The sequence below is a fragment of the Paenibacillus sp. D51F genome (genome assembly GCF_053345695.1).
This window is the reverse complement of record NZ_JBKFAO010000001.1, coordinates 417,615-433,997: the sequence shown is the minus strand read 5'-3', so window position 1 is coordinate 433,997 and position 16,383 is coordinate 417,615. Positions and strand designations below refer to the sequence as shown.

Here is a 16,383-nt window from a genome sequence, read left to right as displayed (position 1 = left end):
GAGATGCTGCTTCCGGCAAGCCGCTCCCGGATCTCTGGAATTTCGCACATAAAATTCCAGGTGGTTTCATTTTCACCATGACGCAATGAAATTGAATCAACTTGCAGGAGGGGAATCAGCTTTGGCTTACACGAGCGGCAACCTGGCGCTGCAGCCCAAACGAAAGCCGGAACAGCAGCCGGTAAAAGAGACAAAAACAGTCGTGAAGGTCAGGAGGATGATTCCTCCGGCTGAAATGCTTCGCTACCTGTTCTCGGTAGCTGTTATCGTCGGCCTTGTCGTCCTAATCATTTTCCGTTATTCGCAGGACTACCGCATGCAGCTTCAGATCAAGACGATGGACGCCACTTATGCGGAGTCGGTCGTGGATATGAAAGTGCTGCAAGCGGAGCTTGCCAAGCTGAACGATCCGGACCGGATCCGCGCCATGGCGATCGCGCAGGGCATGATCGAGCCGGAGCAAGCCGGCACTGAGGAAGCAGCCTCCGCTACGACGGGAAGGTAGCAGCCATGGATACCGTCAAGCGAATCAAACTGCGCACGCTGTTCGTCGGAGGGCTTATCACCCTCCTTTTTCTTGTTTTATTTACCCGCATCTTCTGGGTTCAGGTCGTCAAGGCCGACTTCTGGCTCGGCGAGGCGAAGAAGATCTGGGCGGCATCCGATACGATTCCGGCTGAACGCGGGACGATCATGGACCGCAACGGCAACCTTCTGGCGATGAACATTCCCGCCTATACCGTCGTCGTCAATCCCAAGGTCATTCAGGAGCTGGGCATCGAGGATCAGGTGGCGGACGGGCTCTCGAAAATACTGGGCAAGCCCAAGGCCGACATTGTCAAGCAGGTGAGCTTCCGCAATGCCAAAGGGGAATATTCCCAGTACCGCGAGCTGAGGCCGGAAGGGCTCAACATCGAGAAGAAGAAGTCCGACGAGGTGGCCAACCTCAGCGTGCAGATCAAGAAGGACCTGGAAGAAAAGCGGGGCAAGAAGATCAGCGGCAGCGACATGGGCATTACGCTGATCAAAGGCTCCAAGCGGCTCTACCCGAACAATACGCTTGCGGCGCATCTGCTCGGCTTCGTCAACAAGCAGGGCGATCCGGTCATCGGCCTCGAGGCGGATTTCAACGACGTCCTCAAGGGAACCGACGGCAAGATCGTGTACGAGAAGGACGGCAACCGGGTTCAGGTGGACAACGGGACGGCCAAGCTCGTACCTGCCGTGAACGGCAAGAACATCAAGCTGACGATCGACAACGAGATTCAGCATTATGTCCAGGACGCGATCCAGGAAGCCTATGACCTGTACAAGCCGCAGAGCATCACGGCGATAGTGGCCGATCCGAATTCGATGGAGGTTCTGGGGATGGCGAATCTGCCGACCTTCGATCCCAATTCGTATTCGTCGTCGAACCCGATCAATTTCAACAATCTCGCTGTCGGCGGAACCTACGAGCCGGGCTCGACGTTCAAGATCGTGACGCTGGCCGGAGCCGTACAGGAGAAGATGTTCAATCCGAACGAGGAGTATATGTCCGGCCGGATCTCGGTGCCGGGTCAGGATGTGTACGACATCAAGCGCTCGGGATGGGGGCCGATCACCTATCTGGAAGGGCTGAAGCGCTCGAGCAACGTCGCTTTCGTCCATCTCGGAATGGAACGGCTCGGCAAGGTGAAGCTGACGGATTATATCAGCAACTTCGGCTTCGGCACCAAAACCGGCATTGAGATCAAGCAGGAGGTGCGCGGCAGCCTCAACATCCAGGGCATGTCCGACGTCGCCCGCGCTTCCTTCGGGCAAGGTCCGGTATCGGTGACGCCGATCCAGCAGGTGGCGGCCGTCGCCGCCGTCGCCAACGGCGGCAAGCTGCTGAAGCCGCATATCGTCAAGGAAATCGACGATCCGGCCGCGGACAAGAAGACGGAAACGCAGAAGGAGCAGGTCCGCCAGGTCGTCACGGCGGAAACCTCGAAGCTTACGAGCGGCTTCCTGGAGCAGGTCGTGTCCGACAGCAAGATCGGCACCGGCCGCAATGCCGCCATTCCCGGCTACAGGGTAGCCGGCAAGACCGGCACCGCCCAGAAAATCGTCAACGGGACCTATTCCAAGGACAAATACGTCGTTTCGTTCATCGGATATGCTCCGGTGAGCAATCCGCGCTTCGTCGTGTACGTCATCGTGGATTCGCCCAGCGTCCCGGACCCCGGCGGCGGCAAGATCGCCGCTCCGGTATTCAAGAAGATCGTCACGCAGAGCCTTCGCTATTTGGGCGTCAAGCCTGACGCGAGCGTGCCGCCGTCTCAGGACAAGAAGCAGCCGCTGACGGTGCCGGATCTTACAGGGCTGACGCTTGCAAAAGCGCAGCAGGAGCTGAAGGCGAGAGGATTGGCTTCGAAGGCCGTCGGCAAAGGCGCCAGCGTGCTGAAGCAGATGCCCGCCGCCGGGACGATCGTCTCGGACAGCCAGAGCGTCTATCTGGTGACGGAGGAGGAGAACAAGCTGCAGCTGCCTTCCCTGGCAGGCTCGTCGCTGCGCGAGGCGCTGCAGCTGTGCAGCTCCGTCGGCCGCAAATGCGTGACGGAAGGCGAAGGCTTCGTCATCTCCCAGATGGAGGCCAAGCTGAACGGGGAGCCTGTCGTCAAGCTGATCCTGAAGCCTCCGGCGGGCGAAGAGGCAACAGATACCTCCGCTGCGGGTTCAGCCGCGGCTGGCGGAAGCTCCTCTGGCGATGCGAAGCAGGGCGGCGGAGCGGATGCAACCGGCGGCAAGCCGGATGACTCCAGCGGTAGCGAAGGAAGCTCTCCTCCAGCCGGCGGCGGTTGAGCGGACTGACGGGCCGGCATCGCTGACGCTGCTTGCGTGTCCGGCTGGCGGCTGGTTCCCGAGGCTGGCGGAAGCCGGCCGCAAAGGGCTTGGCATACGTCGCTGCTTTCCCGAATACGTTAACTTGTACGGACAGACTGTACCTGTCCCATGTTAACGGACGAGAGGGGAACGTGCGGATGAAAGTTTCCAATGTCACCTTGAGGCGCCGCCTCTTTCTAGCACTTGTCATCGTTCTGGTCGGTTTTGTCGCGCTTATCGTCCGGCTCGGCTATGTCCAGCTGGTCCGCGGCGGAGAGCTGTCGGCCAAGGCGGAGGACAACTGGAGGCGCGAAGTCGCATTCGCCCCCAACCGCGGGGATATTACGGACCGCAACGGCACGAAGCTGGCCTACAACGTCAGCTCGCCGACGATTGTCGCTATTCCGGTGCAGGTCAAGGACAAGGAAGGCACGGCAAAAACGCTCGCCCCCGTCCTCGGCATCTCGGAGACGAAGCTGCTCGGCTTGCTCAAGAAGAAGGCCATGAGCGTCATCATCAAGCCCGAGGGCCGCAAGATTTCCCTGGACAAGGCGCTGGAGATCAAGAAGCTCGGCTTGCCGGGCATCGTCGTCGCCGAGGACAACAAGCGCTATTATCCGTTCGGCGAGCTTGCGGCGAGCGTGCTCGGCATCACGGGGGTCGACGGCGGGCTTACCGGCATCGAGAAGAAATACGACGACAAGCTCAAGGGAGTCAAGGGCAGCATCTCCTATCTGTCAGACGCCAAAGGAGAGATGATGCCGGGCTCGTCGGACCGCTACCAGGCGCCGACGGACGGGCTGAATCTGGAGCTGACGATCGACAAGCAGATCCAGACGATCATGGAGCGGGAGCTCGACCAGGCCATGACCAAGTACAAGGCCAACGACGCCATCGCCATCGCGATGGATCCCAATACCGGAGAAGTGCTCGGAATGGCGAGCCGCCCGACCTTCGAGCCGGGCAATTACAATGCGTATCCGGCCGAAGTGTATAATCGGATCCTGCCGATATGGATGACCTACGAGCCTGGATCGACATTCAAGATCATCACCCTGTCCGCCGCTCTGGAGGAAGGCAAGGTCAATCTCAAGAACGAGCATTTCTTCGATCCGGGAGCGGTGGAGATCGGCGGCGCCAGGCTGCGCTGCTGGAAAAAAGGGGGACATGGAAGCCAGACTTTCCTTGAAGTGGTGCAGAATTCATGCAACCCGGGCTTCGTGGCGCTCGGCAATCGGCTTGGCAAAGAGACGCTGTTCAAGTATATTAAGGACTTCGGCTTCGGCGAGAAGACGGGCATCGATCTCGGAGGCGAGGAGAACGGCATCCTGTTCAAGCTGAGCCGGGTCGGGCCTGTAGAGCTCGCGACGACCGCATTCGGCCAAGGAGTATCGGTGACGCCGATCCAGCAGATCGCTGCGGTGTCCGCTGCCGTGAACGGCGGCACGCTGTATGAGCCTCATCTGGCCAAGGCATGGACCAATCCGGAGACCGGCAAGGTCGTGCAGGAAATCCAGCCTCAGCCGGTGCGCAAAGTCATCTCCGAGAAGACGAGCGCGCAGGTCCGCGAAGCGCTGGAGAGCGTCGTGGCGCTCGGCACGGGCGGCAACGCCTTCATCGACGGCTATCGCGTCGGCGGCAAGACGGGCACGGCCCAGAAGGTCATCAACGGCCGCTATTCTCCCAATGAGCATATCGTCTCGTTCATAGGCGTCGCTCCGGCCGACAATCCGAAGATCGTCGTGTACGTTGCGGTCGACAATCCGCAGGGCATCCAGTTCGGCGGCGTCGTAGCCGCGCCGATCGTGAGGAACATTCTGGAAGACTCCCTTCAATATATGGGTGTTCCCAAAAGCTCCGCCCAGATCGGCAAAAAGTACAAATACGGCGAGACTACGATCGTGACGGTCCCGAACATCGTCGGCAAAACCGTCTCCGACATCTACGAGGACATGAACATGAACTTCAACCTGAGCTCGGCCGGCAGCGGCAATACGGTCATCCGGCAGGCTCCGGCGGCCGGCGCCCGCGTCGACAAGGGCTCTACGATCCGGATCTATCTCGGCAGCGACGCCGACCTTCCCAGCGACGCGGATCCTCACGCCGATCATTGAGTCCCGTCAGACGATGCGAATGGTCGTGCAGAAGCGCGGGCGCTCGGCTTTGAAGCCCGGATTCCCCGTAACGAAACGAAGGCGCAAGGGAATCCGGGGTTCAGCAGCGGCCGTCACGATCAGCCCGCTCCGAAGGTTCAAGTGGACAACCGTTATGAAGCAAATAGAGAGGAGAAAGACTATGCGTTTGGAACAACTGGCATCGCAACTCATCACATCACGGCTCATCGGAGACGGCAGCGTCCCGATCTCGGGAATCGAGCATGATTCCAGGGAGGTCAAGCCCGGCAGCCTGTTCCTCTGTCTGCCCGGACATACCCAGGACGGACATGACTTCGCCGCTCAGGCGGTAGAGAAGGGAGCAGCCGCGCTTGTCGTGGAGAGGCGGCTCGATCTCGCCGTGCCTCAGCTGCTCGTGAACGACAGCCGGCTCGCCATGGCCGTTCTAGCGGATTATTTCTACGGACATGCCAGCCGCAAGCTGAAGGTCATCGGCGTCACGGGAACCAACGGCAAAACGACGACCACTTACCTGATCGAAAGCATCCTCGCCGACAGCGGCCAACGTCCCGGCGTCATCGGCACGATTGAAATGCGCTACGGAGGCCGTTCCTACCCGATGAGCCGGACGACGCCGGAGGCGCTCAACCTGCATCGCGACCTGGCCGCCATGCTGGAGGCCGGCTCGACGCATGCGGTGATGGAGGTTTCCTCCCATGCGCTCGAGCAAGGCAGGGTGAAGGGAGTCCGGTACCGCACCGCCATATTCACCAACCTGACGCAGGACCATCTGGACTATCACGGCACGATGGACGTGTACCGTGAAGCCAAGGGCCTGCTGTTCTCGCGTCTGGGCAATGAATACGGCTCCGGCGAGGAGAGCTACGCCGTGCTCAATGCCGACGATCCGGCTGCGGAGCGCTTCCGCGCGCTCACTTCCGCAGAAGTCGTCACCTACGGAGTCGAATCGAAAGCCGATGTGCGCGCTTCGGACATCTCCATTGAGGCGGGAGGCACATCCTTCCATGTCGATACTTTCGCGGGCAGCGCCGACATCACGCTGCAGATGGTCGGCAAGTTCAACGTCTACAACGCGCTGGCAGCCCTTGCGGCCGGCCTGATCGAAGGCATCCCCCTGGAGGAGATCAAGGCCAGCCTTGAGCGCGTATCCGGCGTTCCGGGCCGAGTGGAGTCGGTCAACGAAGGCCAGGACTTCGCCGTCGTCGTCGATTACGCCCATACGCCGGACGGGCTGGAGAACGTGCTGAAGGCCGTCAAGGAATTCGCCGGGCGCAAAATCATCTGCGTATTCGGCTGCGGGGGAGACCGCGACCGGACGAAACGTCCGATCATGGGAGAGATCGCTTCCCGCTATGCGGACTACACCATCGTCACTTCCGACAATCCGCGGACTGAAAACCCGGATACGATCCTGCTCGACATCGAGGTCGGGCTGCAGAAGGCGAGCGTCCCGCCAGACCGCTACGAGCTCCAGACGGACCGCCGGACCGCTATCGAAAAAGCGGTTGAAATGGCAAGCCCGGGAGATGTAGTATTGATTGCGGGCAAAGGCCATGAAACGTATCAGATCGTCGGGACCGTCTCGCATGACTTCGACGATCGCCTGGTCGCCCGAGATGCGATAAGGGGACTACGAAAATGATTACTCGGATGCTTAGCGAAATCGCAGCCATGAGCTCGGGCAGGCTCGGGCCTGGTTACATAGCTGCCGGCAATACGGCCGCCGCGCCGGGGGAATGGAGCGACCTGTCCATACGGGGCGTATACAGGGATTCCCGCGAGGCAGGCGAAGGCCGCTTGTTCGTCCCTTTGACCGGGGATAATTTCGACGGACATCACTATGCCGAAGCTGCGCTCGCCAACGGGGCTTTGGCTTCGTTCTGGCAAGAGGGCAGGGACATCCCGGCCGCGCTTGCCGGCAAGCCGCTCGTGCTGGTCGACGATCCGCTGGCCGCGCTGCAGCGCCTAGCCGCAGCTTACCGCAGCCAGCTCAAGACGGTCATTGTCGGCATTACCGGCAGCAACGGCAAAACGACGACCAAGGATATGGTAGCCGCTGCCTTGGGCTCTACGCTGCGGGTGCACAAAACGGCCGGCAATCTGAACAATCACATCGGATTGCCTCTTACCGTGCTGTCGCTCGCTGAAGACACGGAGGCGGCCGTGCTGGAAATGGGCATGAGCGGACTGCGCGAGATCGCCCTGCTGACGGGAATAGCACGTCCGGACATCGCGATCATTACGAATATCGGCGACGCCCACTTGCTGCAGCTCGGCTCGAGAGAGGCGATCGCCGAAGCCAAGCTTGAGATCGCCGAGGGCCTGAAGCCGGGCGGACTGCTGATCGTCAGCGCGGATGAGCCTCTGATCCGGGAACAGCTGAAGAAGACGGCTTTGCCGGAACATGCGGTCGTGCGGACGTTCGGCTCCTCTTCCAAGGCGGATTGGAGAGCGGCCGACATCAAGGTCGGCGCCGTATCGACTTCGTTCTCGGTGCAGAGCGGAGCCGCGGCGGCGTACTCGCCGGGCGGCAAGGCTGCCGCGCCGTCGTACCATGCGCTGCGCGTCGAGATTCCGGTTCCCGGCGTGCACAATGTCCATAACGCGCTGGCGGCCATCGCCGCAGCGGCGGCTTGCGGCATCCCGCCTGAAGCGGCTGCCGCAGGCCTTGCGTCGATGCAGCTGACGGGCATGCGCATCCAGCCGATGAAGGCGTCCAACGGGGCGCTCATCCTCAACGACGCCTACAACGCCAACCCGACCGCCGTCAGGGCGGCCGTCGATCTCGTAGCCGGGCTGTCCGGCTACCGCCGCAAATGGATCGTGCTGTCGGACATGCGAGAGCTCGGCGCGGCCGAAGAAGCCCTGCATCGCGAGACAGGCGCTTACATTACGCCGGACAAGGCGGACGCGGTTCTCACCTGCGGAGCCCTGTCCATCAATACTTCCGAAGGAGCGGCAGCTTCCTTCGGCTCGTCGGCCGCGGCTGCGGTGCGGCATTTCGACGACCAGGATTCCCTCATCGGCGCCCTTGCGGCCGAGCTTGATCCCCGCGATCTCGTGCTGGTGAAGGGATCCCGGACGATGCATATGGAAAGGGTCGTAGAAGCGCTTCAGCGCTGACCTTGAGGGGGTGAAAGCATGGACATGCTGGTCATACTGATGACACTTGGCGTATCGTTTCTTCTAGCAGTTATACTCGGACCTCTGTTCATCCCCCTGCTGAGGCGGCTTAAGTTCGGACAGCAGGTGCGCACGGAAGGGCCTCAGAGCCATCTCAAAAAATCGGGAACGCCGACGATGGGCGGCATCATCATCATGCTCGCCATTCTCGTCGCTTTCCTGAAGTTCTCGGAAAAAACGACGGAATTCTGGGTGCTGCTCGTCGGCGCTCTCGGCTTCGGCCTGGTCGGATTCATGGATGATTACATCAAGATCGTGCTCAAGCGCTCGCTTGGCTTGACCGCCAGGCAGAAGCTTGCCGGGCAGCTGCTCTTCAGCATCATCGTCTGCGTGCTGCTGCACCGGATGGGACAGAGCACCGAGATTGTCGTTCCCGGCACGGATTTCAGCTGGGATCTCGGATGGCTTTATTATCCGTTTGTCGTCATCATCTTTTTTGCCACGACCAATGCGGTCAACTTCACGGACGGAGTGGACGGCCTGCTGGCCGGGACGAGCGCGATCGCGGCAGGGGCGTTCACCATCATCGCGATGCAGGCGACGGAGCACGAGAGCGCCGTATTTTCGGCCGCGCTTGTCGGAGCCGCGCTTGGATTCCTTATTTTCAACGCGCATCCGGCGAAGGTGTTCATGGGCGATACCGGCTCGCTCGGGATCGGCGGAGGCCTCGCGGCAGTCGCGATCCTGACCAAGACGGAGATTCTGCTCATTCTGATCGGCGGCGTATTCGTCCTCGAGATGATCTCGGTCATTCTCCAGGTCGGCTCGTTCAAGCTCCGGGGCGGCAAGCGGATATTCCGCATGAGCCCGATCCACCATCATTTCGAGCTGTCGGGATGGTCGGAATGGAAGGTCGTTACGGTATTCTGGACGGCCGGACTCGTGCTGGCTGCTGCCGGTCTCGTTCTATACCGGGTCACCGGAGGCTGACGAACCGCTGCTGCCGCCCTTAACGGGAAGCGAATGCCGGACGCAGCATAGCTACAAGTGCCGCCGGGCGTTCGGAACCTTCTCTCTCCATGAGGATGAGGCCGTTCGCTTGGCGTTTTCTTTTCCTTCGGAAGAGACGGGGAGCCGGCGGCGCACGAACGCATCGGACCCATTGTGCCGCATGACTGCCGCCCTGAACATTGTTGAACTGCAGCCTATTGTTTTCATCCATTCGAAAAGACTCCGTCCGGCAACGGACGGCATAGCCGTTTGGCTCGATAAAAGGAGAGATTGGCATGAATCACCCGTCCACATACCGGGATCGCCGCGTCGTCGTGCTCGGCTTGGCGCGCAGCGGAGCCGCGGTCGCCAGGCTGTTCCACCGCCTCGGAGCGAATGTAACGGTCAATGACCGTAAGCCTGCGGAAGAGAGTCCCGAAGCCGCCGAGCTGGCCGCGCTCGGAATCGAAGTCATCTGCGGGCATCATCCCGACGATCTGCTCGACGCTCAGACGGCTCTGCTCGTGAAGAATCCGGGCATTCCGTACAACGCTCCGCCTGTCGCCGCGGCGCTTGCGCTGGGCGTCGAGGTCGTGACCGAGGTCGAGGTGGCGGGCCTGCTGTCGCCGGCGCCGATCATCGGCATTACCGGCAGCAACGGCAAAACGACGACGACGACCTGGATCGGCCGCATGCTGGAGGCGGCCGGCAGGCGCCCGATCGTCGCGGGCAACATCGGCCGGCCTCTGTGCGAGGCGGCGGAAGAAGCGGATGCAGGCAATGTACTCGTCGCCGAGCTCAGCAGCTTCCAGCTGAAGGGCACGAGCAGCTTCCGGCCGCAGGTCGGCCTGCTGCTGAATATCGCGGAGACGCATCTGGATTATCATGGCTCGATGGACGACTACGTCGCCTCCAAAGCGAAATTGTTCGCGAACCAGACGGAGCAGGATACAGCCGTGCTGAATGCCGACGACCCGGCTTGCGCGGCGATCGAAGCCGGCCTGAAGTCGCGCCTGATTCCGTTCTCGCTCTATCGCAGGCTCGAGAGCGGCGTCTGCATCGAGCCTCCTTACGAAGCCGCCGGCGCGCCGGACAACGCCGGCGAGCCGGAGCGGATGATCGTATACCGCAGCGGGGACGGGACGGAGCAGGCCATACTCGCCGTCCGGGAGCTCGGCGTTCCGGGAAGGCATAACGCTGGGAACGCGCTGGCCGCCGTTGCCGCGTGCATCGCGATCGGCGTCGAGCCGGCCTTGCTGGCGGCTCCTCTCCGCGACTTCGGGGGCGTGGAGCATCGTCTCGAGTTCGTGCTCGAAGCAGCGGGAGTCCGCTACTACAACGACTCCAAAGCGACGAATCCGGTCGCAACGCTCATGGCGACCGGATCGTTTCAGCAGCCCTTGATCCTGATCGCGGGCGGACTCGACCGCGGCTCCGACTACATGGAGCTGCTGCCGCTGTTCGGATCCGGCAAGATCAAGGGGCTCGTCCTGATCGGCGAGACCCGCGGCAAGCTCGCGCGGGTGGCGGAGCTGGCGGGTATGGCGAATGTGGCGGTGGTCGATGCTGAAGGTGACGCCGAATCCGCCATCCGCCAAGCGACGGAAGCCGCAGCCCGGCTCGCTTCGCCGGGAGACGCCGTCCTGCTCTCGCCGGCTTGCGCGAGCTGGGACATGTTCCCTTCCTATGAAGACCGCGGGCGCATGTTTAAGGAATCGGCGCATACCTTGTAAGTAGGGGGCTTGTCCCTACTTTCCCATGCCTGAGGTGGTGCGTCATGCCCAAAGTCCGGTCGGCTCCGGACGTATGGCTAGTCGGAGCGATAGCATTGATTCTTTCCCTTGGACTCGTCATGGTCTACAGCGCAAGCGCGGTCCGTGCGTTCCAGGAATTCGGCGATCCCTACTATTTCGTCAAGCGCCAGGCGATCTTTGCCGTTCTCGGCATCGGAGCCCTGATCTTCACGATGAACGCCGACTATCATGTCTGGAAAAAATACGCGAAGCCGGTCCTGCTGATCTGCTTCGGGCTGCTGGTCCTAGTGCTTATTCCCGGCGTCGGCGTCGTTCGCGGCGGCGCCCGCAGCTGGCTCGGCATCAGCTCCTTCGGCATTCAACCGTCGGAGTTCATGAAGCTCGGCATGATTCTGTTCCTCGCCAAGCTGATGTCCGACAACCAGCAGCGGATCACGCTGTTCGCCAAAGGACTGCTGCCGCCGCTCGCTCTCATGGGAACGGCCTTCGGCATGATCATGCTGCAGCCGGATCTCGGGACGGGCAGCGTCATGATGGGCGCTTCGCTGCTCGTGCTGTTCGTCGCGGGAGCCCGGCTGAAGCATCTCGGCGGACTGGCGATGATCGGGGCGGCGGGATTCGTCGGCCTCATCCTGGCGGCGCCTTACCGGCTCAAGCGGATCACGTCGTTCCTGGATCCTTGGCAGGATCCGCTCGGCGCCGGCTACCAGATCATCCAGTCCCTGTATGCGATCGCCCCGGGCGGGCTTGTCGGCCTCGGCCTCGGCATGAGCCGGCAGAAGTACAGCTACCTGCCTGAGCCGCAGACCGACTTCATTTTCTCGATCCTGGCGGAGGAGCTCGGCTTCATCGGGGGAGGCGCTATGATCTTCCTGTTCCTGATCCTGGTCTGGAGAGGGATGCGGGCAGCCATCTATGCCCCGGATACGTTCGGCAGCCTGCTGGCGGCAGGCATTACCGGCATCGTCGCCGTGCAGGTGCTGATCAACATCGGCGTCGTCATCGGCCTCATGCCGGTCACAGGCATCACGCTGCCGCTCGTCAGCTACGGCGGATCTTCTTTGACTCTGCTTTTGACCGCACTAGGAATTTTGCTCAATATATCCCGTTACTCGAGGTGAACATCATGCGAATCGTACTGACCGGCGGAGGAACCGGGGGGCATATCTATCCCGCCCTGGCCATCGGCAAGCAGATGCAGCAGGAAGAGCCTCGGACGGAGCTGCTCTATATCGGCACGAGCCGCGGGCTTGAGAGCCGGATCGTGCCGGAGGCGGGAGTGCGCTTCGAAGCGGTGGAAATCACCGGCTTCAGGCGCAAGCTGTCGGTCGAGAACGTCAGGACCGTCATCCGCTTCATGAAGGGGGTCAGCCAGTCCAAGGAGCTGCTGAAGGCTTTCAAGCCCGACGCGGTCGTAGGGACCGGCGGTTATGTATGCGGGCCCGTCATGTATGCAGCCGCGAGGCTCGGCATTCCGACGCTCGTCCATGAGCAGAATGCCATTCCAGGGCTGACCAACAAGTTTTTGTCCCGTTACGCCGATTGCGTGGCGGTAAGCTTCGAAGCTTCGACCGCTTCATTCGGCAAGGCGAAGCGCACCGTCTATGCCGGCAACCCATGCGCTTCCCATGTCGTCAGGGCGAGCCGCAGCAAAGGCTACGCTTCGCTCGGCATCGCCGAGGGGAGCCGCATCGTGCTCGTCGTAGGCGGCAGCAGGGGGGCGCAGGCCATCAATGACGCGATGGTCGCCATGGCGCCGGCCGCGGCCCGCTCCAGAGCCGTCCATTATGTTTTTGTCACCGGAGAAAGCTATTACGAACGCACCTCCGCGGCCATCAAGGAGGCGGCGCCAGGCATCACCAATCATCTTCATGTCCTGCCTTATCTCCATAACATGCCCGAGGTGCTGGCTGCTTCCACGCTGGTCGTCGGGCGAGCCGGCGCATCGTCGCTGGCCGAGCTGACGGCGCTTGGATTGCCGTCCATCTTAATTCCGTCGCCAAATGTGACGAATAACCATCAGGAAGCCAACGCCCGCAGTCTCGCAGACGCGGGGGCGGCCGAGCTGGTGCTTGAGCGTGAACTCAGCGGTGACGGCCTATGGAGCCGCATCGAAGCGATATTGCAGGACAGCGCCGGACTGCAGCGGATGAAGGAGGCGGCGCGGAAGCTCGGCATGCCGGGCTCCGCTTCGATCCTGACTGCGGAACTGCGAAGGCTGGCAAAGAAATAAGAGGCAAGAAGCGGGCGCGGGCGGGCTCCTGTCACCATAGAGCCCGGGAAGGCATAGAATATCAGCATAATCGTGTCCGTCACCTAAGGGCGGCCGGTTACCGCATTCCTATAGGGAATGCGGGCATTCACCGAAGCCCGCGAGGGCTTCGGGCTGCAGCCTGACAGCCTTGCCCCGCCTTGAACACCGCGAATGAAGGAGGAACACCATGAAAGCTTGGATGCAAGAGCTGGAAGAAGCCCATGTGGGCGAGATCAGCCAGCAGGTCCCGCTCTCGACGCTGACGACGTGGAGAATCGGCGGACCCGCCGATGCCTTGGTTGTCCCGAGCGGCAAGGAAGAGCTGGCAAGAACGATTCGCATTCTGCGCAGGCACGAAGTGCCCTGGATGACGCTTGGAAAGGGTTCCAACATGCTCGTCTCGGACAAAGGAATCCGCGGCGTCGTCATCAAGCCGGGGTCTGCGCTGGACTTCGCGGAATTCGATGGCCCGCTCGTGCGTGCCGGAGCCGCGTATCCGTTCGTCACGCTTGCAGTTAAAGCCGGCAGGAAAGGGCTGACGGGACTGGAATTCGCCGGGGGAATTCCAGGCACGGTAGGCGGTGCCGTCTATATGAATGCGGGAGCCCATGGATCCGATGTGTCGCGTATTTTCAAATCAGCCGACATCGTGCTGGAGACAGGGGAATTGGTGACGTGGGGACCGGAGGAGATGAAGTTCTCCTACCGCCATTCGAGACTGCAGGAGGAAGCAAGCCGCGGCATCGTCGTGGAAGCCGTCTTCGAGCTGGAGAGCGGAGAGGCCGGAGAGATCACGTCTGCGATGGCTGCTCACAAAGATCGGCGCAGAGCCACGCAGCCGCTGAATCAGCCGAGCTGCGGAAGCGTCTTCCGCAATCCTCCGGGCACTTATGCCGCGAAGCTGATCGAAGAAGCCGGGCTCAAAGGCTATTCGGTAGGCGGAGCCCAGGTGTCGACCTTGCACGCCAATTTCATTGTCAACACCGGCCAGGCTGCGGCTGAAGACGTCCTCACCCTGATCGCCCATATTCGCGGCACGGTCAAGGACCGTACCGGCATTGACTTGAAGCCGGAAGTATTGGTGGTGGGTGAGCGGTAACTTGGAGGTGTAGGTTTGGACAAATTGGTGATTGAAGGCGGGCAACCTCTCTCAGGAACCATTGCTATCCAAGGGGCGAAAAACGCAGCTCTGCCGATCCTGGCAGGCAGCATGCTCGCCAGCGGCACGGTCGTGATCGATTCGGTGCCGCAGCTGCTCGATATAGAAGTCATGCTGCACATCTTGCAGGAGCTCGGTTGCCGCGCGGAACATGTCGGCGACACCGTCACGATCAATACGGCGACGGCATACCAGGCCCATATCCCCGAAAAGCTGATGGGGCAGATGCGTTCCTCCATTTTCCTGATGGGGCCACTGCTCGCCCGATTCGGGGAAGTCCATCTCTACCAGCCTGGCGGCTGCGCGATCGGAGAGCGGAAGATCGATCTTCATCTCGAAGGGCTGCGATCGCTGGGCGCCGAGATCGAAGAATATGGGGATCGGATTTCCTGCCGGGCGGAGAAGCTGCACGGAGCGGATATCCATCTCAGCCTTCCCAGCGTAGGCGCAACGGAGAACATCATGATGGCCGCTGCGCTCGCAGAGGGCAGAACGACGATCACGGGAGCTGCCAGGGAGCCGGAAATCCAGGATCTTCAGCATTTCCTCAACGCTATGGGCGCGCGCATTATCGGAGCGGGGACGGATACGATTACGATTGAAGGGGTCGAGTCGCTAACTCCATGCCGCTATCGGGTCATTCCGGACCGGATCGTGGCCGGCACCGTCATGGTGGCTGCCGCTGCGACCAAAGGAAAGGTTACGCTGACGAACACGAGGCCGGCGCATCTGTCCTCCCTGATCCATGTGCTCCGCCGCACCGGAGTCGGCATCGGAATCGAGGGGGACGCCATCACCGTCGGAACGTCTGCAAGGCCGAAGGCGGTCGAGCGGATCGTCACTTCCCCCTATCCGGCCTTCCCTACGGATCTTCAATCGCAGGTGATGGTGCTGCTTGCTCTGGCCGACGGCACGAGCATTATGAAGGAAACGATTTTCGAGGGCCGCTTCAAGCATGTCGAAGAGCTCTGCCGCATGGGAGCGGATATCCGCGTCGATCTGAACGCGGCCGTCATCAGGGGCGTATCCAGGCTGTACGGGGCAACGGTGGAAGCGACGGACCTGCGGGCCGGCGCCGCTCTCGTCATCGCCGGCCTCGCAGCCAACGGGCGCACAGTCGTCGAGCAGGTGCATCATATCGACCGCGGCTACGACAGCATCGAATCGATGCTTGCGCGGCTTGGGGCACGGATTGTCCGCAGCGCGCCGGTGCCCGACAACGGAGCCGTCCCGGGCTGATCTTCAAGGGATTTCCCGTGCCGGCGCTTCTGCCCATGGAACATGGATCATTGGAACGAAATGTGCTGCCGCAAAACGGCTCTCCGCACGGGCGGAGAGCGTTTCGCGGCTGAAGGAGGGACAAGCTTGGCTGAATTGATCCCGATCTTGAAGGAGCCGCCGCCGAAGCGGAGGAGCAACCGGAAGCTGGTCTTCATCCTGGTGCTTCTATTCCTAATTTTATTATCGATCCTTTTCTTTAATTCCTCGATGAGCAAGGTCAGCGTCGTGACGGTCGAAGGCGAGCAGTTCACGACGGAAGCGCGGATCCACGAGGCGGCAAGCGTTCGTGCCGGAGACGCCTTCTTCGGCACTCTCTCCTCCAGCGTGGAGAACCGGATCCGGAAGCTCGGCTCGGTCAAGGAAGTCAAGGTGGCCAAAACCTTTCCCGGACAGATCAAGATCACGGTCGAGGAATATCCGCCGGTAGCATTCGAGCTCGCTGCGAACGGCCAGCTGAGCGCCATATTGGCGAGCGGCTCGATCGTCCAGGCCGACCAGGCGAAAGCCGTCGTGGACAAGCCGGTCCTGTCGGGGTGGAAGAAGGACGACACCGTGAAGGGCCAGCTGTGCAAGCAGCTTGCCTTGATCGACCCTGCCGCGCTCGGCAATCTATCGGAAATCATGCCTTCTCCGACCGAATCCTATCCGGACCGGATCCGCATCTACACTCGCAACGGATTCGAAGTCATTACGGCCGCGTCCTTGCTCAAGGATAAGATCGACACGCTGAATTCGGTCGTCGAAGAGCGGGATCCCGGCCGGGTCACGCTGCTGCTTGCGGATACCTATTCGCCGTTCCAGCAAGCCGCGGGCAGCTCGGAGGACGCTGGACCATGAAGC

12 protein-coding genes are annotated in these 16,383 nt (G+C 61.5%); all 12 read left to right on the top strand.

Translation table 11 applies throughout. From position 1 onward, the window contains the following. Positions 1-121 precede the first annotated feature (121 nt). The 12 genes from ACLBWT_RS02095 to ACLBWT_RS02040 all read left to right on the top strand — a co-directional run bounded on the left by ACLBWT_RS02095 (position 122) and on the right by ACLBWT_RS02040 (position 16,380). The gene (locus ACLBWT_RS02095; protein ID WP_447661432.1) at positions 122-505 is read left to right on the top strand and encodes a cell division protein FtsL; all 384 of its coding nucleotides are present in this window, start codon (positions 122-124) and stop codon (positions 503-505) included. Between the two features lie 5 nt (positions 506-510). Next, positions 511-2,826, top strand: coding sequence for a penicillin-binding transpeptidase domain-containing protein (locus ACLBWT_RS02090; protein ID WP_447661431.1), 2,316 nt, complete (start codon positions 511-513; stop codon positions 2,824-2,826). Between the two features lie 179 nt (positions 2,827-3,005). Beyond that, positions 3,006-4,961 (top strand): stage V sporulation protein D, encoded by a 1,956-nt coding sequence (locus tag ACLBWT_RS02085; RefSeq protein ID WP_447661430.1) that lies wholly within the window; start codon positions 3,006-3,008, stop codon positions 4,959-4,961. A 181-nt stretch (positions 4,962-5,142) separates the two neighbouring features. Next, positions 5,143-6,624 (top strand): UDP-N-acetylmuramoyl-L-alanyl-D-glutamate--2,6-diaminopimelate ligase, encoded by a 1,482-nt coding sequence (locus ACLBWT_RS02080; RefSeq protein ID WP_447661429.1) that lies wholly within the window; start codon positions 5,143-5,145, stop codon positions 6,622-6,624. After that, positions 6,621-8,105, top strand: a complete 1,485-nt coding sequence (locus ACLBWT_RS02075; protein WP_447661428.1) for a UDP-N-acetylmuramoyl-tripeptide--D-alanyl-D-alanine ligase — start codon at positions 6,621-6,623, stop codon at positions 8,103-8,105. The genes ACLBWT_RS02080 and ACLBWT_RS02075 overlap by 4 nt, the downstream gene beginning before the upstream one ends. A gap of 18 nt (positions 8,106-8,123) precedes the next feature. Then, on the top strand, positions 8,124-9,095 hold the full coding sequence (gene mraY / locus ACLBWT_RS02070) for a phospho-N-acetylmuramoyl-pentapeptide-transferase (protein WP_447661427.1): 972 nt from the start codon (positions 8,124-8,126) through the stop codon (positions 9,093-9,095). A gap of 296 nt (positions 9,096-9,391) precedes the next feature. Then, entirely contained in the window at positions 9,392-10,828 is a 1,437-nt protein-coding gene (gene murD / locus ACLBWT_RS02065) for a UDP-N-acetylmuramoyl-L-alanine--D-glutamate ligase (protein WP_447661426.1), read from the top strand. A 44-nt stretch (positions 10,829-10,872) separates the two neighbouring features. Next, complete coding sequence (spoVE, locus tag ACLBWT_RS02060) at positions 10,873-11,970, top strand: stage V sporulation protein E (protein ID WP_447661425.1); 1,098 nt, start codon at positions 10,873-10,875, stop codon at positions 11,968-11,970. A gap of 5 nt (positions 11,971-11,975) precedes the next feature. Then, positions 11,976-13,082 carry an undecaprenyldiphospho-muramoylpentapeptide beta-N-acetylglucosaminyltransferase gene (gene murG / locus ACLBWT_RS02055; protein ID WP_447661424.1) on the top strand — a complete coding sequence of 369 codons (1,107 nt, stop codon included), beginning with the start codon at positions 11,976-11,978 and terminating at the stop codon, positions 13,080-13,082. Between the two features lie 208 nt (positions 13,083-13,290). Continuing rightward, positions 13,291-14,202 (top strand): UDP-N-acetylmuramate dehydrogenase, encoded by a 912-nt coding sequence (gene murB / locus ACLBWT_RS02050; RefSeq protein WP_447661423.1) that lies wholly within the window; start codon positions 13,291-13,293, stop codon positions 14,200-14,202. A gap of 15 nt (positions 14,203-14,217) precedes the next feature. Further along, the gene (gene murA / locus ACLBWT_RS02045; RefSeq protein ID WP_447661422.1) at positions 14,218-15,501 is read left to right on the top strand and encodes a UDP-N-acetylglucosamine 1-carboxyvinyltransferase; all 1,284 of its coding nucleotides are present in this window, start codon (positions 14,218-14,220) and stop codon (positions 15,499-15,501) included. A gap of 126 nt (positions 15,502-15,627) precedes the next feature. After that, entirely contained in the window at positions 15,628-16,380 is a 753-nt protein-coding gene (locus tag ACLBWT_RS02040) for a cell division protein FtsQ/DivIB (protein WP_447661421.1), read from the top strand. The last annotated feature ends 3 nt before the right edge of the window (positions 16,381-16,383 follow it).

Coding starts and splice junctions, on each gene's coding strand:
- ACLBWT_RS02090 (WP_447661431.1), top strand. CDS start 511: ATGGATACCGTCAAGCGAATCAAACTGCGCACGCTGTTCGTCGGAGGG.
- ACLBWT_RS02085 (WP_447661430.1), top strand. CDS start 3,006: ATGAAAGTTTCCAATGTCACCTTGAGGCGCCGCCTCTTTCTAGCACTT.
- ACLBWT_RS02080 (WP_447661429.1), top strand. CDS start 5,143: ATGCGTTTGGAACAACTGGCATCGCAACTCATCACATCACGGCTCATC.
- ACLBWT_RS02075 (WP_447661428.1), top strand. CDS start 6,621: ATGATTACTCGGATGCTTAGCGAAATCGCAGCCATGAGCTCGGGCAGG.
- mraY (WP_447661427.1), top strand. CDS start 8,124: ATGGACATGCTGGTCATACTGATGACACTTGGCGTATCGTTTCTTCTA.
- murD (WP_447661426.1), top strand. CDS start 9,392: ATGAATCACCCGTCCACATACCGGGATCGCCGCGTCGTCGTGCTCGGC.
- spoVE (WP_447661425.1), top strand. CDS start 10,873: ATGCCCAAAGTCCGGTCGGCTCCGGACGTATGGCTAGTCGGAGCGATA.
- murG (WP_447661424.1), top strand. CDS start 11,976: ATGCGAATCGTACTGACCGGCGGAGGAACCGGGGGGCATATCTATCCC.
- murB (WP_447661423.1), top strand. CDS start 13,291: ATGAAAGCTTGGATGCAAGAGCTGGAAGAAGCCCATGTGGGCGAGATC.